This window comes from Dyella terrae (assembly GCF_022394535.1).
Classification (GTDB): Bacteria; Pseudomonadota; Gammaproteobacteria; order Xanthomonadales; family Rhodanobacteraceae; genus Dyella.
This window is the reverse complement of sequence record NZ_CP089414.1, coordinates 1,836,798-1,857,497: the sequence shown is the minus strand read 5'-3', so window position 1 is coordinate 1,857,497 and position 20,700 is coordinate 1,836,798. Positions and strand designations below refer to the sequence as shown.

Here is a 20,700-nt window from a genome sequence, read left to right as displayed (position 1 = left end):
GATCAGCTACCTCGTTGTGCGTCGTCAGAAGGAAGGTTGGCAAGCCCGGCCAGCGTGGCCAGTCGGGCGGGGAAAATAGGCGGCCGTGCGCCGCTGCGGGGAAAGCGGCCCAACTCAGCCAGCGCTGTGCCGCAGATGCGCCCTTGGCAGGCACCCATGCCGCAGCGTGTAATGAGTTTTGCGGCCCGTGCATCGGTGAAACCGGCGAGCTCACCCATGCGTACGTCCTCGCAGCGACAGACCAGGGTGAGGTCGTCGGCGAGCTTGTGCAGGCGCGGATCGAGTGCGAAATGCTTGGCGAGCAGCGCGCCGAAGCACCGTTCGCTGTCGCGTTGCATCAGTAGCGCGCCTGCGGCATCGGTATGGTTGATGGCCATGTGGCCCGCAATGGCCCCTTCGACGCGTGCCACGGACAGGCCGCCGATACCGCAGGACTCGCCTGCGGCATACACGTTCGCCACGCTGGTGCGAAACAGTGTGTCGACCCGTACACGCGGATGGATATCCGAGTGGTCCAGCACGCAGCCGAGCAGGGAGGCGAGCTCGGTATTGGGTACGAGCCCATAACCCACGGCGAGCAGATCGCACTCCACGGTTCGCACGCCATGCGGGGTGTCGATGTCCACACGCTGCACGCCGCCATCGCCGTGGGCTTTGCGCACGAACGAGCCGAAACGATAGGGGATGCCCGCGAGACGCAGCCGAAGTCCGGCCGCTTGCCACGCACGTGCGGGCCAGTGCCGAAGTTGAGTGGCGAAGGATCGAACGGCGGCGGCGGAGGCCTGTTCGTAGATACTGATCACTCGCGCGCCATGCTTGCGCAACGTATCCGCAGCGGCCAGCAAAAGGGGGCCGCTTCCACCGATCACCACCCGTTTGCCGGCTACGGGCCAGCCTTGCTTGGCCAGTGCCTGCAAGCCGCCGGCACCGGTGACGCCGGGAAGCGTCCAGCCAGGGAAGGGCAGTAGCAGTTCGCGCGCACCGGTGGCGAGCACCAGCGAACCGTAGGAAAGAAGCCGTGTGCCTTGCGGTGTCTCCACACGCAGTGCCGGTGACTCCGTCGCGACTACGCTGTGCTGCGCCAGCCATTCCACACCTTGCAAGCCGTCGACAACCTGGCGTGCAGCACGTGGCAAGGAATGTTGCACATCGTGTCGCCACACTTGCCCGCCGGGGCGTGGCTGCGCGTCGAGCAAACCCACCCGTGCTCCATACGCAGCAGCCGTCTTCGCTGCGGACATTCCCGCAGGTCCGGCGCCGATCACGAGGACGTCGTAGTGATCACGCATCGGTGACCACCTGCATGCCTTCGCTGGCCGGCGTCATGCAGGCGCGAACATGCGCGATGCCATCCACCTGCACACGGCATTCGAAGCACACGCCCATGCCGCACAGCGGTGCACGAGGCGCGTCGTTCACCGAGCGGCGGAAACGCATCGTCACGTGAGCTACGGCCGCGGCAACGCTGGCGCCAACCGGCACATCCACTGGATGACCATTCACGGTGAGTCGCACCCGAGCAGTCATGCGACCATCCTCGAGGGCGCATACGGCGCGGGATCAATAGCAGGCTGCCGACCGTGAATCAGGTCAATCAACAACTTCGCGCTACCCAGCGCGGTGGTAACACCAAGGCCTTCATGTCCCGCGGCCACCCATTGGTCGACGGCATCAGGTACCGCGCCGAGATACGGACGTCCATCCGGCGTGGTGGGGCGAAAGCCGGTCCAGATGCGCAGCGCCTGCAAGTTTTGCAAACCCGGCACGAAGGCGAAGCTGCGTTCCAGCATGCGTTTCACCATGGATGGCGATACGGCGGCATCGTTCGCGCGGAATTCGCGCGACGAGCCGATCAGGATCTGACCGGTCGGACGAGGCTGCACGTTGAATGCCACGCTGCTATCGGCATCGCCATGGGCGCTGTCGGCATAGCCCAGTTCAAGCAACTGATGACGGATGAAGCCGGGATAACGATCGGTAATGACGAGATGGCCTTTGCGTGCCCGCATGGGAAGCATGGGCAGCAGTGCGGGCAGCGCGCAGCCAGTAGCGACCAGTACAGGGCCGGACAGACGCGTGTCGTCATCGAGCAGTACGCCACCGCGCTGCAGTGTTTGCGCGCGGCGGCCTGCGTACAGTCGTGCACCGCGCGATTGCGCGCGTTGCACCAGATGGCTGGCGACGCGCGGCGGATACACCACGGCTTCGCGAGGCACCAACATGCCACCGGCAAGGCCCGGCACCAGGGCGGGTTCCAGTTCATAGAGCGTTGCGGCGTCGAGCAGGCGCGCGTCGATGTCGGCGGCACTCAGGCGCGCTATGCGTTGGCTAGCGACGGCCAGTTCGTTGTCGTTGCGCGCCACCCACAACGTGCCACAGCGGCTGAATTCAGCCTCTTTCAGATCGGCGAATGCTTCCCACAGACGCAGGGAGTAACGCGCCAAGGCGAGTTCGGCCGGGTCGTCATCCATGGCTACCAGATGACCCATCGCCGCCGCCGTCGCGCCGCCGCCGATCGGGCCGGGCTCGATGATGGCCACGCGCATACCTTCCGCGCTCGCCGCGTCAGCGCATGCAGCGCCGACGATGCCTGCGCCGATGACGATCAGGTCGAACGTGGCGGCGGTGCCATTCATTCCGCGCCGCTACCCCAGGTAAAGGCATCAGCCTCGTCGAACAACAAGGTGCTTTGCGCCACTACGAAGGCGGTGCCGGTGATCTGCGGAAGCACGCCGCGCTCACTGTGCGTGTAGCGGCCTTCAAAGACGCTGCCGAGGATGCTTTCCTGCATCCAGGGTTCGCCCGGCGCAAGTTTGCGGTCTGCGGCGAGGCAGGCCAGCTTGGCGCTGGTGCCGGTGCCACAGGGCGAGCGGTCGTAGGCAGACCGGGGCACGACACGAAGTTCCGGCCGTCCAGTCCGGCGACCGGAGACTTCGTGTTGACCTCGATGTGATCGATTTCGCCGCCTTCCGCGCCGGTGATGCCGTTGGCTTCCAGTGCGTGGCGCACGGCCTCGGTGTAGGTGGTGAGCGCGCGCTGGTGCTGAATTTCCACCGGCAGCGGTGTGTCGTGGGTGATGTAGAACCAGTTGCCGCCCCAGGCGATATCGCCAGTGACACGGCCATAACCCGGCAAGTCGACGCTGACGTCGGCGGCGTGACGATAGCTCTCCACGTTGTCGATGGTGACGCGGCCGTCCTCATGCAGTTCGGCGCCCACCGTGCCCACCGGCGTATCGATGCGGTGCTTGCCCGGGCCGATACGGCCCATGTGCTGCAACGTGCGCACCAGGCCGATAGTGCCGTGGCCACACATGCCGAGATACGACACGTTGTTGAAGTAGATGACGCTGGCGCATGCGCCTTCCGTCTTCGGCGGCAACAGCAACGCGCCGACAACGGTGCTGGAGCCGCGCGGTTCGCACGCAATGGCGCTGCGCCACTTGTCGAAGTCGCGACGGAAGCGCTCGCGTTGCTCCATCAGCGTGCCGTTGCCCAGGTCGGGAAAGCCGGCAATCACGACACGGGTCGGTTCGCCGCCGGTATGTGAGTCGATCACGTCTATGGTATGCATGGCGCTTATGCTCGCGCTGTATCGGCTGGACCGTCTAGAAAAGCTTGGCGTCCTGCGATGCGGAAATCGGCACAATGCACATTCACGTGTTCGGCCTATGCTGCAGTCGCAGCAAGGCTTGGCGCGGGGTAGAGGGCTTTCACCGAGATGAAGATTTCCGCCGACGAACTGGAAGCGCTATTTGACGCCGTGCCTGATGTCGTGTTCTTCGTGAAGGACAGCGAAGGGCGCTACACGCATGCCAACCTCACCCTGGTGCGACGCCTGGGGCTCAAGCATCGCAGCGATGTGATCGGTCGCAACGTGACTGAGTTGTTTCCCACCGCATTGGGTGGTTCCTATGCCACGCAGGACCAGCGCGTGCTTGATGGCGAGGTGATCGAGAACCAGCTTGAAGTGCACATGTTCTCCAATCGCGCCACGGGTTGGTGCCTGACCTGCAAGCGCCCCTTGCGACAGCGTGGCGAGGTGCGCGGCATTGTTGGCATCTCGCGTGACCTGGGCCGGCCGGATGGGCGTCATCCCACGTATGCGCGTTTGCGCCGGGTACTGGCTTATTTGCAAGAGCACTACGCCGAAGGCGTGCGCGTGGCGCACCTGGCGGAATTGGCGGACCTATCCGTGGCGCAACTAGAGCGGCACTTCCGCAAAGTGTTTCAGCTGACGCCGCAACAGCTACAGACCAAATTGCGCATCGAGGAAGCCATGCGCCTTTTGCACGGCAGCGAGAGCGTGGCATCTATCGGACTCGCCTGCGGTTTTGCGGACCAGAGCGCGTTTGCTCGCCAGTTCAAATCCACCGTAGGCATGACACCGCGTGATTACCGCGCCCTGGTGACGGCGGTTGGCGGAAGCCGGCGTCTGCCGGAACCCGACCTGGTGGTCTGAGGCCCAAAAAAAGCCCCGCACGAGGCGGGGCTTTTTTTGGAGCCGTATGAGGAAGGGAATTAGCCCTGGACCCATACGCCGACATTGAGGTGCCAGCCATCGTTGCGCTGCACGTAGTGCGGATGCACGTAGTGGTAGCCCTGGCGCTCACCTTCCCAGTGACCGTGGACCGCGATGTACTGATGGCCGTTCCAATGCCAGTAGCCGCGAGCCCAGATATAGCCGGGACGGTGCGGGGGCTCTTCCTCGATCAACACGGTCGGCGGCGGCTGCGGAGCGATCACTTCCACGTATTCGCGCTGCACCGGTTGTTCCTCGACCACGACGGGGCGGGGATGGTGCACGGGCTGTTCCACGACGCAGCCGCTGGCCATCAGGGTCAGGGCGGTAAGTGCGACGAGACGAATCTGCATAGGTGACGTTGCCTCTGTGAAGAGTAAGTGAGTGTGGTGGTCGGACAATGACGCGTAAGGCTGAGGCTTACCTTTCTTGCGGATGATCGTTTTTTTCTTTTACTGCAAGTATTTACGATGGTTTTGTGGGTCGGCCGCGGATGGCGTCCCGACCGTTTTGCCCTATGTGCCTGACGCAATGCCATTCCTGTCCGGGAAGCCCGCGCGGCGTTGACGCTTCGCCGCAAAGATGTGCGGCATCAGCGGCCCCAATAGCCGTCATGCCAGCGCCAACCATCGCGTGCGTGTTCCCAGCGGGACTGGTGATAGACGTAGCCCGGGCGGGCGCGGACCCAATAGCCACCCATCCAGACGTGGCGATGGCCATCCCAGCGCCAGTAGCCCGGTGCCCACGCGTAACCCACGCGCGGCGGAGGCACGACTTCATAGCGCGGCGGCGGCGGGGCGACGCCAATGCCGACCGACACCGATACCTGGGCGGAGGCGTCCGGTGCATAGGTCACGGCGCCGGCGCCCGCAACGCCTAGGGCCGCGAGCAGGGCGAGTTTGCGGGTGATGCTCAGCATGATGTTGTCTCCCTTGATGTCGGCCGCAACGTGCGGCTTCAGGGCGGGGAACGGCGCATTTCCCTGCCGTGTTGACGACTCGAGCCGGGCTCGTTCAGGTTTGTGTGGGCTTGTAGCGATATTTCGTTCAGTTTTCTTGACGATAAAAGAACGAACGGTCGTGCTATTTTATGGGGCATGAACTCCGTCGCCCTCAGCAAACGCGCCACCACACGCGAACTCATCCTTGATCACGCCTACGACATGGCGCGCCGGGACGGCCTGGAAGGGCTATCCATTGGCTCGCTGGCGCAAGACGTGGGCATGTCCAAGAGCGGTGTCTTCGCGCATTTCGGTTCCCGCGAAGACCTGCAGTTAGCCGTGCTGGAACTGGGTCAGCAGCGTTTCCTGCAGCGGGTGAAGTGGCCCGCGCTGAAATTGCCTCGTGGTCTGCCCCGCATACGCGCCATCGTTGCCAACTGGGTGGACTGGGGGCGCGAGTACCAGAGCGGTTGCGTGCTGCTCACCGCCGCCAGCGAGTACGACGGCCGCGAAGGCCCGTTGCGTGACAGCGTGACGAAGAGCCAAGCCGGCTGGCGACAGGAGATGTGCCGCGCCATCGGTCACGCGATCGAGAACGGAGAGCTGGGCGCGGATACCGATCCCTCGCAGCTCGCCTTTGAAATCTACGCCCTCATGCTGGGTCTGCACCACGATGCGGGCCTGTTTGGATTCGACGAAGCCTGCCGCCACGCGCTGGCAGGCTTCGAGCGCCTGCTCGCCAGCTATAACCCGCTATCGGAGCGGAGGACTGCGCCATGACTCGCCAAACCACCACCACCGTCAAACCCCGTCGTCGCGGCCCCGGGCCCATCACGATCGGCGCCGTACGCGCGGGCTTCGCACTGGGCAGCCGCATTGCGCCGAAACGCGCGGTGCAGCGGGCGTTGCGGATCTTCATCACCCCGTTCGCCAGCAGCCGGGCGCGTGCACGGGCGGCCAAGCCGGGGCCGGAGATGCAGCGCGGTGAGTTGCAGGTCCGTGGCCAGCGCATTGCCACTTACACGTGGGGCGATCCATCGCGTCAGCCCTATGTACTGCTGGTGCACGGCTGGTCCAGCTTTGGTCTGCGCTATCTGCCGTGGGTGAAGCCTTTGCGCGAGATGGGCTATGCCCTGGTGGCGTTCGACCAGCCCGGCCATGGCTTGAGCGACGGACGGCACTGCACGCTGCCCGATTTCATCGAGACCGTGCGCGAAGTCGGGCGCCATTACGGCGACGCTGCAGTGACTATCGCGCACTCGCTGGGTGGCGCGGCCGCTGCCCTGGCACAGGACGAGGCGTGGCATTCGCACAAGCTCATCCTTATCGCACCTGCCGCCGATCCGGTGGCCGCCACCCAGCGCTTCACGCATTTCGTGCGCCTGGGAGAACACCTGCGTGGCCGCCTGCATGACAGCCTGCAGGCGATGACCGGGATCAATATTCACGACCTGCAGGTGCACCGCCATTTGCCGTCACTGGGGCAGCCGGCGCTGATCGTGCACGACATGGACGATCACGACGTGCCATGGGCCGAAGGGGAGCGCTATGCCCGCCACTGGCGTGGTGCGCGCCTGCACACCACGCAAGGGCTGGGGCATCACCACGTGCTCGATGCGCCGGAAGTGATCGACGTGTCCCTGGCGTTCCTGCGTGGCGAGAACGTCGGCGAACGTGTCGTGTCGTCGCCCAACTTGCCGTTTGGTGATGGCTGAAGGACCCTAGCGAGGCGGAGCACGTAACCTCCATGGCCGTCATTCCGGCGAAGGCCGGAATCCAGTGGCCTGAGTACTCGGTTTTAGGGATAACGCAACATCCGCCAACGCCCTCGCGACGACCGGGCGACTCCGCTACTGGATTCCGGCCTGCGCCGGAATGACGGCCGCGGAGTCTGTCGCTCGCCTGACGATACCGCCCAGCACGGCAAGGTCGGCGGAGCGCAAAAAATCGTTGCGAATCAGGCTTACTCCGCGCCGCAACATGTTCCAAACGCAACCATCCTCTAAAATCGGGAATCCGACGCACCGCAGTCCCGGAGTCCCCATGAGTTCCCCCGCCCAGCACGTTTCCGCCAGCGCCGCCCAGGCGGAAAGCCGCCCCTTGCGTTTCGTTACCGCCGCTAGTCTGTTCGATGGCCACGATGCCGCCATCAACATCATGCGCCGCATCATCCAGTCGCAAGGCGCGGAGGTGATTCACCTCGGCCACAACCGCTCGGTGGAAGACGTGGTGCGCGCGGCGCTGCAGGAAGACGCCGACGCCATCGCGCTGTCGTCCTACCAGGGTGGTCACGTCGAGTACTTCAAGTACATGGTGGACATGCTCAAGCAGCACAACGCTGCGCACATCCGCGTGTTCGGCGGCGGTGGCGGCACCATCACGCCGGAGGAAATCCGCGAGCTGCAAGCGTACGGCGTCGAACGCATTTATCACCCCAATGACGGCATGAGGCTCGGCCTGACCGAGATGATCGAAGACGTCATGCACCGCACGCGTGCCGCGGCGGTGAAGCGTGCGACGGAAGAACAGTCGTCGGCCATCACGCCCATGGTCGACATCAGCAACGAGATCGCTGTGGGTCACGTGCTGTCCGCCATCGAGGAAGGTGAGCTGCCGGAAGCCGAGCTGGACCATCTACGCAAGCAGTGGAAGATGGCAGGCAAGCAGACGCCGGTGCTCGGTGTCACCGGTACCGGCGGCGCGGGCAAGTCGTCGGTGGTGGACGAATTGCTGCTGCGCTTCCTGCATGCATTCCCGCACATGCGCATCGCCGTGCTGGCGGTGGACCCCACGCGTCGCCGCAGTGGCGGCGCGTTGTTGGGCGACCGCATCCGCATGAATTCGCTGCGCAGCCATCGTGTCTACATGCGTTCCATGGCCACGCGCCGCCAGCACGCCGCGACCAGCGCGGTGCTGCGTGACTGCATCGATTTCCTCAAGGCGCAGCCGTACGACCTCATCATCGTTGAAACCGCCGGTATCGGTCAGAGCGATTCGGAAATCGTCGATCTGGTGGATTTCCCCACCTACGTCATGACCAGCGACTACGGTGCGGCCAGCCAGCTCGAAAAGATCGACATGCTGGACTTCGCCGAACTGATCGTGCTCAACAAGTTCGATAAGCGCGGCGCGGAAGACGCATTGCGTGACGTGCGCAAGCAGTGGAAGCGCAACCGCACCGCCTTCACGCTCACCGACGAGCAGGTGCCGGTGTATCCCAGCATCGCCAGTCAGTTCAACGATCCGGGCGTGACCTGGATGTTCAGCAACCTGTGCCGCCTGCTGCGCGAGAAACTCGGCTTGCCGGCGGAGAAATGGACGCCCAACCTCGACACCACGCTGAAGGAGCCGCGCGCTACGGTGCTCATTCCCGGTGCGCGCGTGCGTTACCTCGCGGAGATCGCCGAGCAAGGTCGTGGCATCAACAAGGAAATCGAGCGCGAAGCCGAGTTCGCCAGCAAGGCGCAGCACTACTACGAATCGCTGAAAGAACTGGGTGACGCGCACCTGCCGCGTCAGCTGGCGCGCTACGAGCCCGAAGCGCTGCACGAAGAGGGTGCCGACCGCACGTTGCTGACCCTGCGTCAGCGCTATAACGCGGCCATCAAGGAACTCAGCCACCACGCCATCCACCTGCTGCACGAGTGGCCCGCACGCTATAAGTCGGTGACCGACGAGTTCAACGAGTACAAGGTGCGCGACAAGGTGATCCGCGTGGATAACTACCGCGAATCGCTGAGCCACCAGAAGATCCCGAAGGTGGCGCCGCCCAAGACCGAAGATTGGGGCGACCTGCTGCGCTTCCTGCAGCGCGAAAACCTGCCGGGCCACTATCCGTACACCGGTGGCGTGTATCCGTACCGCCGTACCGGTGAGGACCCCACTCGCATGTTCGCGGGCGAGGGTACGCCGGAGCGCACCAACCGCCGCTTCCATTACCTGAGTCAGGGTGGTGCGGCCACGCGCCTGTCCACCGCGTTCGACTCGGTGACGCTGTACGGTGAAGATCCCGCGCCGCGTCCGGACATCTACGGCAAGATCGGCAATTCCGGCGTCAATATCGCCACGCTGGACGATATGAAGAAGCTGTATTCCGGCTTCGACCTCAGCGCGCCGAGCAGTTCCGTGTCGATGACCATCAACGGTCCCGCGCCGATCATCCTCGCGATGTTCATGAACACCGCGATCGATCAGAACATCGAGAAGTATTTGAAGGAAGACTCGGCGCGCTGGTCGGCGGCCGAAAAGAAGATCGCTGCGCAATTCCCGAATGGCCGTCCGCAATATTCCGGTGACCTGCCCAAGGGCAACGAAGGCCTCGGTCTTGGCCTGCTCGGCATTACCGGTGACCAACTGGTGGATGCGGACACCTACGCGCGCATCAAGGAAGAAACGCTGCAGACGGTGCGCGGCACCGTGCAGGCGGACATCCTGAAAGAAGACCAGGCACAGAACACCTGTATCTTCTCCACTGAGTTCGCGCTGCGCATGATGGGCGACATCCAGCAGTACTTCGTCGATCACAAGGTGCGCAATTTCTACTCGGTGTCCATCTCCGGTTACCACATTGCCGAAGCGGGCGCGAACCCGATCAGCCAGCTGGCCTTCACGCTGAGCAACGGCTTCACCATCGTGGAGTACTACCTCGCGCGTGGCATGCAGATCGACGATTTCGCGCCGAATCTGTCGTTCTTCTTCTCCAACGGCATGGACCCGGAGTACACCGTGATCGGCCGCGTGGCCCGCCGCATCTGGGCTCGCGCCATGCGCGAGCGCTATGGTGCCAGCGCGCGCAGCCAGATGATGAAGTACCACATCCAGACGTCCGGCCGCTCGCTGCACGCGCAAGAAATCCAGTTCAACGACATCCGCACCACGCTACAAGCGCTGTACGCGCTGTTCGACAACTGCAACAGCCTGCACACCAACGCCTACGACGAAGCCATCACCACGCCGACGGAAGAAAGCGTGCGCCGCGCGGTGGCGATCCAGATGATCATCAACAAGGAACTGGGACTCAACTTCAACGAGAACCCCTGGCAGGGCAGCTACATCGTCGATGCGCTCACCGACATCGTCGAAGAAGCTGTGTACAAGGAGTTTGAGGCGATCAGCGAGCGCGGTGGCGTACTCGGCGCGATGGACACCATGTACCAGCGGGGCAAGATCCAGGAAGAGTCGATGTACTACGAGCAGAAGAAGCACGACGGCAGCCTCCCGCTGATCGGCGTGAACACCTTCTTGCCGAAGGACCACGGCGGCGAGATCGCCACCGAGATCGAACTCATCCGTTCGACGGAAGGCGAGAAGGGCCAGCAGATCGAGAACGTGTTGGCCTTCGGTAAGGCGCGCAATGAGTTGGCGCCCGATAGCCTGAAGACGCTGCAGAACACGGCGCGTGATCGACAGAATGTGTTTGAGCAGTTGATGGAAGCGGTGAAGTACAACTCGCTGGGGCAGATCAGTCACGCGTTGTATGACGTGGGTGGTGAGTATCGGCGCAATATGTGAGGCCTGGGTTTTGATGCGCTCGCTTTCTCCCTCTCCCTTTCGGGGAGAGGGTTGGGGTGAGAGGTGGGTGCTCGCCTTACCGTTTCGATGAAACCGTCATCCCTGCGAAGGCAGGGATCCAGTGACTTTTCGCTTGGTTGTCGCGCAGTCGTGATCTGGCTCGCCTGCGGCGGGCTTTCGCCCTCCTACCGGAGGCCGAGTCACTTTTCTTTGCTTGCCCGAAGAAAAGTAACCCAAAGAAAGGCACCCCCACTTGGCGCTGGCCGGTGAAGCCGGTCAGTTCGTGAGTGGTGGCCGGGCTTTTCGACGGGGCTCCTGCCCCGGCGAAAAGGGATCGGCGTCCTGCCGATCCCCCCTGCGGGTCTTCTCGTCCACCCCTCACCGCCGCACAGGGGGCCCGAAGGTCATAAGCGCCGAGCCGTAGGCTCGTGCAGCTGCGCTGCACATCGCATCGCGGCAGGTCGCGTTGCTCCTTCTCTAGGGCGCAAAGCCAAGGCAGAAGAGAAAGACGATGCTGTAACGTGGCGGGTTCTCCACACCGGTCGGGAAGCGTAGCGTCCCCTTTACCTCGCCCCAGCGGTAGGAAAGCGTAGCGTCTGCTTTCCCTAGCCTCACAGATCGGGAAGCGTAGCGAAGCCTGCTTTAAGTCCTCTCCGCCAGGGCGCGTTGCGAAGCGCTCCGACGTACCCGCTATGTAGCGGCGAAGATGGCCAAGCAACAAGCTTCCTCACCCGTTCGGGCTTATCCCATCGACATGCTGCGGGCGTTGGCTTGTCAGGCCATTTCTTCGGGTTACTTTTCTTTACTCCGGGCATCCTGCCCTCCGCCCTTCGGGCCGGCTTCGCCGTTCGCACGCGGTCCTGCGCGTGCGTGGGCCAACAAAGAAAAGTGACTCGAGCGTCCCACGGGACTAGCTTCGCGTCTTCGGCAGACGATCGAAACGCCCGCTGCGTAAGCGGCCCGATCGCGCTAACGCACGAGGCTCTGGTCAAACGCAGACGAAACAGGATCCCGATTCTCACCAGGATGACGGCGCGGATGAAACCACGAGGCGAGCACCCGCCCCTCACCCCAACCCTCTCCCCAAAGGGGCGAGGGAGTGGAACTGAGGCGTTCTGTGGGTTCCTACAGTCACGCATCCTTTGAGCGTGCGCCATGTCCATCGCATCCGCGAAACAGCAACGCGAATTCCACGGCAATAAATCTGAAATACGCCGCCCGAAAGCTTCAGAAAACCAGGTCAAGCCCTGTGCGAAGCACAGAAAGAACCGCCGCACACCAACCCCTGGCCACCCATGCTAGCCTCCGCCATCCACTTCGCCGGCGCCTCCCATGCTCACCGTCCACCACCTCAACAACTCCCGTTCCCAGCGTGTGCTCTGGCTGCTGGAAGAGCTGGAAGTCCCTTACGAGATTCGCAAATATCAGCGTGATCCCAACACTATGCTGGCGCCGCCGGAGTTGCGTGCCATTCATCCGTTGGGCAAGTCGCCAGTGATCGAGGATGAGGGGCGGGTGGTGGCGGAGTCGGGGGCTATCGTGGAGTACCTCGTCGACCATTACGACACGGGGCGCCTAGCGCCATTGCCGGGGATGCCCGACCGGCTGCGCTTCACTTATTGGCTGCACTATGCGGAAGGCTCCGCTATGCCGCCGTTGCTGCTCAAGCTGGTGGCGTCACGCATTGCCAGCGCACCGATGCCGTTCTTCGCCAAGCCCATTGCGCGGAAGATTGCGAGCAAGCTGCAGAGCACCTTCGTTGATCCGCAGCTGGCGTTGCATTTGCACTATGTCGACAAGGAACTTGCAACCACGGGCTGGTTCGTTGGCAGTGAATTCAGTGCAGCGGATATCCAGATGAGCTTTCCTATGGAAGCGGCGATGGCACGCAGTGGCATCGCCGACAAGTTGCCGAACATCGCTGCGTTCGTGAAGCGTATTCAGCAGCGGCCAGCATACAAACGCGCGCTGGAGCGTGGCGGCCCTTACGCATTGGGTTAAGAGATGCTGGGGAGGTTGCGCACAGGGTGCGCTCCTGTTCTCCGCCGGGGGTTTGCGTCTCTCCGGGGATTGGCTGGACCCGTCGATTCGCACGGCGTTGTCTACAGGAGCGCATCCTCTGCGCAATGGCGTCGCTACGTGCGACACCATGAAATCAGGAAGGTTTGCAACCGGTGCCGCAGGTGCATAGTTGCTGCCCGCACACCCGACCTGCGGCTACCCGGCTGCAAGCCTTCCTGATCTCACGCGACTATCTATGACTATGGATGCGTGCCGTGGTTCCCGAAGGAAGAACGTCGAGAGGCACGATGCGATGACGGCGCGAGTTCTTACCAGTGGTTGCGTCGGTGCTGATAGGTGCGCGCCGGTGCAAACAGGCGTCGCTGGCTCAAGCACATCACAAGATAAAGCGACGAGAGCGCAAGGCCTCGCCATAGGGCTGCATCCTGGCCCGGTCGCAGCAGCAGTTCGACGATGGAAAGTGCGAACAGCAGTGTCGACAAAATCATGCCGACGGCGCGCCACCCTATGCTGCGGTGTTGATGCGTGTGAGTCTTCATACGAGCATTGTCGGCGCGCTCTTCGTAAAGAAGCGATATCGCTTCACTTAAGGCACCGTATAGATCACGTAAAGAAGCCCTGGCTAACTCGGCTCTTGCGTCAGTGCGTGGGAATGCAGGTATGGCAGGCCTTGCGGTTAGGTGTCCATTCACTGTTGCGACAGCCACTGGCGTATCAGGAAAACTTCAAGTTCAAGAAGGGTTTCCATCGGGAAGAGTTTTTTCTTGAACGCTGCGTGAAGCGACAAGTTCATGCAAGCAAGCGAAAGGTTATCGCAGCTCTCGGGGAGTAACACATACGGATGCGTTCGATCCGTTGTTTCCATGGAGCGGCAGAGAGCCTCGTGAAGATCCCCATCCTCATGTATCACAACATCGCGGAGGTGCCTGAAGGCATCAACGTGTATCGCAGCCTGTATGTCTCGCCGGGTGCATTTGCTCGACAGATGGTGTTGCTGCGCATGCTTGGCTATCGCGGTGTATCCATGTCCGACGCCATGCCCTATCTGCAGGGCGGCAAGGAAGGAAAGATCGTCGTCATCACGCTTGACGACGGCTATGTCGACAACCTCGAATGGGCGATGGCGACGTTGCGTCGCTACGGCTTCACCGCTACCTGCTATGCGGTGAGTGGATATCTCGGCCAGTACAACGCCTGGGATGATGAGAAGGTCGGCGTGCGCAAGCCGCTGATGTCGGCGGAAGAACTTCGCGCCTGGCACGCGGGCGGCATGGAAGTAGGCGCGCACTCGCGCACGCATGTGCGGCTCAGTCAGTGCAGCGATCAGCAACAGCGCGAAGAGATCCACGGCTGCAAGGCCGAGCTGGAAGATCGCCTCGGCCTCGGCATTACGCAGTTCTGCTACCCGTACGGCGATTACGACGAACGCGCTGTCCACGCGACGCGCGAAGCGGGCTACGTCGCAGCCACCACCACCGATCGCGGACGCGCGACCGGTGGTGTATCCACCGACCTATGGCGCCTGCCGCGCATCCAGGTTGCGCGCCATCACCTGTTGCCGCAGGTGGCGGCAAAGGTGCTCACCCGTTACGAGGACAAGCGCACATGAAGCTGCTCTTCGTTGGCACCAATCCCGAGAACACCGGCGCAGCCACACACTTCGTGGCGCTTGCACGTGCTTTGTTGCAGGCCGGGCACCCCGTGGAAAGCATCGTTTCCCGCCAAGGCCTGATCGGCGATGGCATGACGGCGGCGCGTGTGCCCGTGTTTCCTGGCAAGTTCCGCAATGTGCTCGACCTGCGTGGCTACACAGCGGTGCTGCGGCGCATTGAGCGGTTCGCACCGGATTGGTTGGTGGGTAATTTCGGCAAGGAGTACTGGCCGCTGATTGCCTGTGGCCGCCTGACAGGGACACCCGTGGCGTTGTTCCGTCATCGCAATCCGCGCATGAGCCGGTTGTCCGAATACGGTATCCCGAGGCTGGCGCAGCGCTTCATCGCGGTGTCCGAATTTGCGCGGAATGCCTACTTGGATCAGGGCGTGCCACCCGACCGCGTGCACATCTCCTACAACCCGGTGGACATTCATGAGTTCCGGCCCGATCTGACACGGCGCATGCAAGTGCGTCGCCAGTTCGATATACCCGAGGACGCTATCGTCATGGGCTATGCGGGCCGCATGCACGGTGGCAAGGGCGTCACCCAGTTGATGCAGGCCGCCAACGCCGCTATGGCCGAGGAGCCTCGTTTGCACATGCTCTGGGTAGGCCGCGGAGCCGAGGAACACGTGGTGCACGCGATGGCGGAGCAGGGTGGCGCAGCGGGTCGTCACCACTTCACGGGTTGGGTGAATGATACGTCGCGCTACTACTGCGCGTTCTCGTTCCTGGCGTTTCCTTCGGTAGAGCTCGAAACCTTCGGCCGCGTGGCGATCGAGGCGCAGGCGTGCGGTGTTCCCGTGCTGGGTAGTCGCATCGGCGGCGTGCCGGAAACCATGGAAGACGGCATGACAGGGTGTTTGCTTGAGCCGGGCAATATCGCCGAGTGGCGCGGCGCCATTCTCGCCATGTGCAAGCCCGGCGTATACCGGCGCATGGGCATGGCTGCTCGCGTCCACGTGATGGAGCATTTCAGCAACGCGGCCGTGGCGCGGGATTTCGAACGATTGCTGCGCTTCGGCAGCGAGCCCGTGCATCACCTGCATCACGCCATTACCTAAGCGACCTACGGCACCGTTGCCGCGCCTTCACAAAGTCGCGACGCGAAAGCACTTGACTTTCGATTAACCAAGTGGTTAATTGATCGCATGGCAAATACCGACGACCCGCTGTCCATCACCTTTGCCGCGCTGGCGGACCCCACGCGGCGCGCCATCCTGACTCGCCTGGCCAGAGGCGAGGCGACCGTAGGTGAACTGGGCGAGCCGTTCGAGATGTCCGCGCCGGCCATCTCCAAGCACCTGCGGGTGCTGGAAAGCGCAGGGCTGATCGCGCGTGAAGTGGACGCCCGCTGGCGTATTTGCCGTCTACGTGCCGAGCCCATGCACGATGCGCACGATTGGCTAGAAGCGTATCGCCGTCATTGGGAAGGCAACCTGGATCGACTGGTCGAGTTTGTTGAGCGAACCCATCGCGCCGAGGCAAAGCAACCTGCAAGCGGCGCACCACGTGCACCGAGGAAAAAGCCATGACCACCCAAGCCGCAACGTTCGAACTGGAAATGACCCGCCACATCCGCGCGCCGCGCGAAAAGGTGTTTGAAGCCTTCACCGATGAGGCCGCCATGGCCGCCTGGCACTGCCCACGAGGGCTGAGCGTGGGCGAAGTGAGCGCCGACGCACGCGTAGGTGGGCGCTATCGCATCACCATGGTGACCAAGGATGGCGTGGTGCATGGCTCGGGCGGTGTTTATCAGGTCATCGAGCGCCCGTCGTTTCTCGCCTATACCTGGGCATGGGATGGCGAAGGTGACGCGGCTGCACGCACCACGCTCATCGAAGTCACGCTCACCGAAAAAGACGGCGGCACGCAACTCCACATGCGCCATACCGGCTTCCCCGATGCCGCCGTGCGCGACGATCACCATCAGGGTTGGACATCCGTGTTCAATCGCCTGGTCGACTACCTGGATCCGGAAGGCACAGCCGGCAACGTCGTGGTGGTGGGCAGCCCCATCAGCCCGTATACGCGCGCTGTGCGCATTGCGCTGGCGGAGAAGGGTGTGGCGTACGTGCTTAAGTCGGTAGCACCACACAAGCCTGAAGCCGATGCCATCCATCCGTTTGGCCGTATCCCTGCGCTGTACGACGGCCCGCTGGAGTTCTACGAAACGCGAGCCATCCTGCGCTACATCGACGAAGCCTTTCAAGGCCCGGCCGTGTTTCCCGCGGGTGGCGTCACCTCCCGCGCGCGCGCGGAGCAGTGGTATAGCGTGCTGAACGATTACGGTTACGACGCCATCGTCAAGCGTGGCGTACTGCAGTACATGTTCCCTTCGGGCGAAGGCGGACAGCCGAATCGCGCAATCATCGATGCTGCCATGCCTGATATCGATCGCCTGCTGGCAACGCTCGATGAGGGTTATGGCCCGCGCGACTACTTGGTAGGCAATACGCCGTGCATTGCGGATTACTTCGCCGCACCGTTGCTCTATTCGTTGTCGAAAATGCCGGGAGGCCAGGCCCTGCTCGCCAAGTATCCCAACGTGCAACGCGCACAGGCGGTGATGCAGGCGCGGCCCAGCTTCATGTCGGCCGAGCCGGATTTCGAAGGCAAGGGCGATGCGTCTAACGTCACGCCACTGCGCAAGGCGAGCGCAGCCTGACGTGGAGATGGAGCGGGCAACGCACGCCGTGGCGTTGCCCGTTCCTGCTACGCCTCAGTCGTGGCCCGCGACGCGCTGAAATGCGTTACGGCACAACCTCGTTCGCCGCTACCGCCAGCCCGGACACCACGCCCAGCGAGGGGTCACCGTGCACCAGCGGGATCTCAGGGAAGCATGCCTGCACGCGGGCCTTCACTTGCGGCGAGCGTGAGGTGCCGCCGGTGAGGAATACGCTGGCGGGCAGGGCGGTAAGGTCACCACGCACCGTGGTGAGCGTGCGTTCCAGCAGGGTGAGAAACGGCTCGATGGCCGAATTCAGGTCGTCGTGCGTGGCATCCACGCCAAGGCCGGGCTCGATGAAGTCCAGCCGCGCGCGATGTTCCGTTGCGCCACTCAGCATGATCTTGGTGCGCTCGGCGGCCTGGTTGAGGCGTGTGGTGGCACCCAGTTCCTGCAGTGCGCGCAAACGCGGGCCGTAGGGTGCAGCGACAAGGCGATAGTTTTGTTTGCGGAATTCGCGTTGCTTGGGCAGGTTGTACACGCTGGCCGCTTCTACGAATTGGTGCTGCGGCACACGCACGATGTCCTTGCCCATTAGTGGCATGAAACTGTGCAGGCTTACGCCCACGTCCAGATCCGTACCACCCTTGGGCAGGCCCCAGTTGCGCGCAACCAGCGGCATGGTGTTGCCGCCCAGTTCTGCATGCGTCACGTCGGTGGTGCCGCCGCCAATGTCCACGATCAGTGCGTGCTGCCGTTCGTCGAGGCTCTTGTGATAATGCATCGCCGCCGCAGCGGGTTCTTCGAGGAAACTCACTTCGTCGAAGCCCGCGGTGGTTGCCGCCTCGCGCAGAATCTCGATCGCTTGGTCCGAGCCGGCCGCGCCCATGGAACTGCGGAATTCCACCGGGCGGCCGATGACTGCTCCGCGCACCGGCTCGCCAAACTGGCGACTGGCAGTGAGGCGGATGTGCTCAAGGATGTGCGTGGCGATATGCACGATCACCTTGCGCACCTGCGGGTCCAGCCGAAAACCGAACATCGACTTGGGCGATTCGATCAGGTTGCCGCCGCCGCTCTCCAGGTAGCCTTCCACGGCTTCCTCGCCGAACAGCGCGTGCTGGAAGCTGGCGACGGTGGTTGTGGCCGCGCGCGCCTGTTCCTCCATCCACTGCCGGCGCACCACACGCAGGGCGTCGCGCCGCAGCTCTTCGTCTGTGCGCGACACCGTCATGCCTGCGGCCTGCTGTCGGCGCAGCTCAGTGCGGGCGGAGCGGATATGGGTTTCCAACTGCGCTTCCAGTTCGGGCGTCAGTTCGAAGTCGCTGGGGTCAGGCACCAGCTCGGGAAAGTACACGGCCGTGCGGAATTGCTCTGCTTCGCCGAAGCGGACCAGGGTGAGTTCGCCGTCGATGATGGCGGCCGCTGCGGAATAGCTGGTGCCGAAGTCGATGCCGATATGCATAAAAAAAGGCCACGCGCGAAGGAGCAATCGGCCATTATCTCAGGTCTTGGGCCGCCATGCCTGGAGCGTTGGGGCGCCGACGTTCCGAACCGTGAGAATCATGGCCCAGGCGGGCCCCATGGCGTCCCAGATAGGTCCGCGACGTGTTTTGGGGCGCGAAGGCGTGACCGGCCTCACCTTTGCCCCGCCGCCTGGGCGCAGGAGCAGAAAAGAGCGGTAACGCGGAGCCGGCCGGGAGACTCTCCCCCTTTGAGGCCGCAGAGAAGCTTTTAGGGTTGTGAGGACGGTATTGCTTCACGAATAGACGTCTGTTCTCAGGGTGTCTCGCATTCCTGTGCGAACGATTCGCTTCGCGGTTGTCGCCCGTCATCTGTGCGTAGCGTTGCCGGAGTATCTGTGTTGTCCATACATCCGTGCCGGAACGGGCCGGGCGGTTCCACGCATCGATGGTGTATCTATCGGTGCGGGCTTCAACGGTGGAAAGAAATCGTGTAATCGCGCTGACATCCTATGGAGGCGACCGATATGCTGCGTTCCGACGATGGAAAAAACCGTTCGGGGTTGAACTGGTTGATGGCCGCGCTCGTTATGGCCGCTCCGCTGGCATGGGTCGGTTCCCACGCGCTGGAGGAGCCGCTATACGTTGTGCACGCCGCGGCGGCCGTCGATCCATCAGCGAGCTACTTTCCCGAAGATGCCGGCCTCGCCGCGCGCGCGCGGGGCAGCAAGGACATTCGTCACCTCGAAGCCACGGGGCAGCCGCTGGCGGTGGTGCCGTAGCGTCGGGCTGTAAGGTGGCCGTCCCGAAGGATTGACGGTGCACCTTAAGGAATTGGGGTGCCAGGAGCGCACTCAACTATCAAACAAAGTAAACGCAGCGCATGCCTAGCGGGCGGCTCACCCATGCTGCTTCGCTGCAAAATGGTCGATGACCACCTGATTGCGGCCGTTGTCCTTGGCCTGGCGCATCGCCTTATCGGCGCGAGAGATCAGGCTCTCGATACTTTCGCCGGCCCGGTTGCACTGCGCGATGCCGATACTAATCGTGAGTTGTCGATCAGGCCGGTGCACGGAGCGCATGGTCTCGCGCAGTTGCTCAGCCCGCGCATAGGCGTGCTGAAGCGTGGCGCCGGGAAGAAGCATGACAAATTCCTCACCGCCAACTCTTCCAGCCAGATCCGAATCGCGCATCTGTGAGCGCAGGCCGTCAGCCAGCTTGATCAGCACTTCATCACCGGCAGCATGACCGAACGCATCGTTGAGTTGCTTGAAGTGGTCGGCATCCAGGTAGAGCACCGCGCCCGGAATCCGCCGTAGATAGATGTCTTCCAACGCAAAGCGGGCCAGCTCAAGAAAGCGGTTGCGTTGCAGTAGTCCGGTCAGCCCATCGGTATGGGCTTGTTCCCTCAGTTGCTTTTCCAGTCGGAACTGTTCGAACAGGGTACGGGTGATAAAGGCACGTAGCACCGCCGCTACAGAAATGGCGATCGTCATGTAGACGGCGTACTGGAACACCGGTATCCCGTTGACGGATCCCATCAGCAGCATCGGCAGCGGGCCGAGCGCACACAGCAGCATCGCGGCGATGAAATCCCAGCGACCAATCCAAATGACCGATGACGCCACGGGCAAGAGCAAGCCCGGCAGCACCAGGCGCTGTCCCGGCACTTGCCCGATGCCGTTCAGATTGATGCCGATTTCCAAGATCAGCACGCACGCCAGCGCGAGAAGGCTGAGCGGTATCGGTCGCCGTTCCCGGCGAGTGACCAGGGCCAACACGGCCAATGGGATGGTAGGCGCAAGGCGTAGCGGCAGGGGTACGGGTGAAGCGCTGACAAGCGCGCGCCCGCCCGCCGCCAGCGGATAGGCGACCACGGCCAACAACGTTAGCGCATGGATCGCCGGAGCCATGCGTTGAG

General features: G+C 63.0%; 18 protein-coding genes and 1 pseudogene. 10 read left to right on the top strand and 9 right to left on the bottom strand.

All coding sequences use genetic code 11. From position 1 onward, the window contains the following. Positions 1-2: 2 nt before the first annotated feature. From DYST_RS07810 to DYST_RS07795, 4 genes and pseudogenes are all read right to left on the bottom strand, one after another. A complete protein-coding gene (locus DYST_RS07810) occupies positions 3-1,289 on the bottom strand; it encodes an FAD-dependent oxidoreductase (protein ID WP_239951136.1) in 1,287 nt (428 codons plus the stop codon). Then, on the bottom strand, positions 1,282-1,527 hold the full coding sequence (locus DYST_RS07805) for a 2Fe-2S iron-sulfur cluster-binding protein (RefSeq protein WP_239951135.1): 246 nt from the start codon (positions 1,525-1,527) through the stop codon (positions 1,282-1,284). The genes DYST_RS07810 and DYST_RS07805 overlap by 8 nt, the downstream gene beginning before the upstream one ends. Next, entirely contained in the window at positions 1,524-2,636 is a 1,113-nt protein-coding gene (locus DYST_RS07800; protein ID WP_239951134.1) for an NAD(P)/FAD-dependent oxidoreductase, read from the bottom strand. Before DYST_RS07800 ends, DYST_RS07805 begins: the two co-directional genes overlap by 4 nt. Further along, positions 2,633-3,498: pseudogene (locus tag DYST_RS07795) on the bottom strand (proline racemase family protein). The gene DYST_RS07800 and the pseudogene DYST_RS07795 overlap by 4 nt, the downstream one beginning before the upstream one ends. A 222-nt stretch (positions 3,499-3,720) precedes the next feature. On the opposite strand from DYST_RS07795, the gene DYST_RS07790 reads away from it, so the two are divergent. Further along, positions 3,721-4,461 (top strand): AraC family transcriptional regulator, encoded by a 741-nt coding sequence (locus DYST_RS07790; protein WP_239951133.1) that lies wholly within the window; start codon positions 3,721-3,723, stop codon positions 4,459-4,461. A gap of 59 nt (positions 4,462-4,520) precedes the next feature. On the opposite strand, the gene DYST_RS07785 is transcribed toward DYST_RS07790, so the two are convergent. Then, the gene (locus tag DYST_RS07785; protein ID WP_102302390.1) at positions 4,521-4,874 is read right to left on the bottom strand and encodes a YXWGXW repeat-containing protein; all 354 of its coding nucleotides are present in this window, start codon (positions 4,872-4,874) and stop codon (positions 4,521-4,523) included. Between the two features lie 239 nt (positions 4,875-5,113). Then, positions 5,114-5,440 carry a hypothetical protein gene (locus DYST_RS07780; protein WP_239951132.1) on the bottom strand — a complete coding sequence of 109 codons (327 nt, stop codon included), beginning with the start codon at positions 5,438-5,440 and terminating at the stop codon, positions 5,114-5,116. Between the two features lie 177 nt (positions 5,441-5,617). Between DYST_RS07780 and DYST_RS07775 the strand changes: the two genes are divergently transcribed. The 4 genes from DYST_RS07775 to DYST_RS07760 all read left to right on the top strand — a co-directional run bounded on the left by DYST_RS07775 (position 5,618) and on the right by DYST_RS07760 (position 12,973). Then, positions 5,618-6,241, top strand: a complete 624-nt coding sequence (locus DYST_RS07775; protein WP_239951131.1) for a TetR/AcrR family transcriptional regulator — start codon at positions 5,618-5,620, stop codon at positions 6,239-6,241. Beyond that, complete coding sequence (locus tag DYST_RS07770; protein ID WP_239951130.1) at positions 6,238-7,176, top strand: alpha/beta hydrolase; 939 nt, start codon at positions 6,238-6,240, stop codon at positions 7,174-7,176. Before DYST_RS07775 ends, DYST_RS07770 begins: the two co-directional genes overlap by 4 nt. A gap of 328 nt (positions 7,177-7,504) precedes the next feature. Beyond that, entirely contained in the window at positions 7,505-10,972 is a 3,468-nt protein-coding gene (locus DYST_RS07765; RefSeq protein ID WP_239951129.1) for a methylmalonyl-CoA mutase family protein, read from the top strand. A 1,332-nt stretch (positions 10,973-12,304) separates the two neighbouring features. Beyond that, the gene (locus tag DYST_RS07760; protein ID WP_239951128.1) at positions 12,305-12,973 is read left to right on the top strand and encodes a glutathione S-transferase; all 669 of its coding nucleotides are present in this window, start codon (positions 12,305-12,307) and stop codon (positions 12,971-12,973) included. Between the two features lie 329 nt (positions 12,974-13,302). Here DYST_RS07760 and DYST_RS07755 read toward each other — a convergent pair whose 3' ends face one another. Continuing rightward, positions 13,303-13,482, bottom strand: a complete 180-nt coding sequence (locus DYST_RS07755; protein ID WP_239951126.1) for a hypothetical protein — start codon at positions 13,480-13,482, stop codon at positions 13,303-13,305. 413 nt (positions 13,483-13,895) lie between these two features. Here DYST_RS07755 and DYST_RS07750 point away from each other — a divergent pair, with 413 nt between their 5' ends. The 4 genes from DYST_RS07750 (at position 13,896) to DYST_RS07735 (ending at position 17,316) form a co-directional block, all read left to right on the top strand. Then, a complete protein-coding gene (locus DYST_RS07750) occupies positions 13,896-14,603 on the top strand; it encodes a polysaccharide deacetylase family protein (protein ID WP_239952088.1) in 708 nt (235 codons plus the stop codon). Next, a complete protein-coding gene (locus DYST_RS07745; RefSeq protein ID WP_239951125.1) occupies positions 14,600-15,712 on the top strand; it encodes a glycosyltransferase family 4 protein in 1,113 nt (370 codons plus the stop codon). The genes DYST_RS07750 and DYST_RS07745 overlap by 4 nt, the downstream gene beginning before the upstream one ends. An 87-nt stretch (positions 15,713-15,799) precedes the next feature. Further along, complete coding sequence (locus DYST_RS07740; protein WP_239951123.1) at positions 15,800-16,183, top strand: ArsR/SmtB family transcription factor; 384 nt, start codon at positions 15,800-15,802, stop codon at positions 16,181-16,183. Beyond that, entirely contained in the window at positions 16,180-17,316 is a 1,137-nt protein-coding gene (locus DYST_RS07735) for an SRPBCC domain-containing protein (RefSeq protein ID WP_239951121.1), read from the top strand. The genes DYST_RS07740 and DYST_RS07735 overlap by 4 nt, the downstream gene beginning before the upstream one ends. A gap of 85 nt (positions 17,317-17,401) precedes the next feature. On the opposite strand, the gene DYST_RS07730 is transcribed toward DYST_RS07735, so the two are convergent. Then, complete coding sequence (locus DYST_RS07730) at positions 17,402-18,781, bottom strand: Hsp70 family protein (RefSeq protein WP_239951119.1); 1,380 nt, start codon at positions 18,779-18,781, stop codon at positions 17,402-17,404. A 525-nt stretch (positions 18,782-19,306) separates the two neighbouring features. On the opposite strand from DYST_RS07730, the gene DYST_RS07725 reads away from it, so the two are divergent. Further along, positions 19,307-19,561 (top strand): hypothetical protein, encoded by a 255-nt coding sequence (locus tag DYST_RS07725; RefSeq protein WP_239951117.1) that lies wholly within the window; start codon positions 19,307-19,309, stop codon positions 19,559-19,561. A gap of 117 nt (positions 19,562-19,678) precedes the next feature. Here the strand turns inward: DYST_RS07725 and DYST_RS07720 are convergent, their stop codons facing one another. Next, on the bottom strand, positions 19,679-20,656 hold the full coding sequence (locus DYST_RS07720; protein WP_343214863.1) for a GGDEF domain-containing protein: 978 nt from the start codon (positions 20,654-20,656) through the stop codon (positions 19,679-19,681). Positions 20,657-20,700 lie beyond the last annotated feature (44 nt).